The organism is Thauera phenylacetica B4P (genome assembly GCF_000310225.1).
GTDB classification, from domain to species: domain Bacteria; phylum Pseudomonadota; class Gammaproteobacteria; order Burkholderiales; family Rhodocyclaceae; genus Thauera; species Thauera phenylacetica.
Genome location: NZ_AMXF01000541.1, coordinates 1 through 795, shown reverse-complemented (window position 1 = coordinate 795; position 795 = coordinate 1). Strand labels below are relative to the sequence as shown.

At 74.8% G+C, this 795-nt stretch carries 1 protein-coding gene; it reads right to left on the bottom strand.

The genetic code is table 11. The features are described from left to right. Nucleotides 1-520 precede the first annotated feature (520 nt). A partial coding sequence (locus tag C667_RS23555; protein WP_004391355.1) for a ComF family protein occupies nucleotides 521-795 on the bottom strand: 275 nt, incomplete at its 5' end.

The window sequence follows — 795 nt, the reverse complement described above, 5'->3', positions numbered from 1 at the left end:
AGCTGCGGCAGCTGCGAACGGGGCGGTCGGGCAGGCGACGCGGGTGCGGACTTCACCGCCGCATTCGCGCCTGCCGGCGCTCCTGCACAAACCACCGCGCGTCCCGCCCACCCCCTGTAGGAGCTGCGGCAGCTGCGAACGGGGCGGTCGGGCAGGCGACGCGGGTGCGGACTTCACCGCCGCATTCGCGCCTGCCGGCGCTCCTACACAAACCACCTCGCGTCCCGCCCCCCCTGTGGGAGCTGCGGCAGCTGCGAACGGGGCGGTCGGGCAGGTGACGCGGGTGCGGACTTCACCGCCGCATTCGCGCCTGCCGGCGCTCCTACACAAACCACCGCGCGTCCCGCCCCCTGTAGGAGCTGCGGCAGCTGCGAACCGGGCGGTCGGGCAGGTGACGCGGGTGCGGACTTCACCGCCGCATTCGCGCCTGCCGGCGCTCCTACACAAACCACCGCGCGTCCCGCCCCCCTGTAGGAGCTGCGGCAGCTGCGAACCGGGCGGTCGGACAGGTGACGCAGGCTCAGTAGGGCGAGGGCGTGCGCGCCACCACCAGGTTGCCGACCCAGCTCGCCCCCCGCCCCTTGAGGCAGCGCGCGAGCTCGTCGAGCGTGGCGCCGGTGGTCATCACGTCGTCGACCACGATCACCCGGCGCCCGTTCACGTCCTCCACGCACTCGAAGGCGCCGCGCGGGCTGCGCAGCCGGGCCTCGCGGTCGAGCCCGGCCTGCGCCGGCAGGTCGCGCAGCTTGCGGACCACGGCGAGTCCGAGCGGCAGCTCGCGCGCACGCGCGAAGC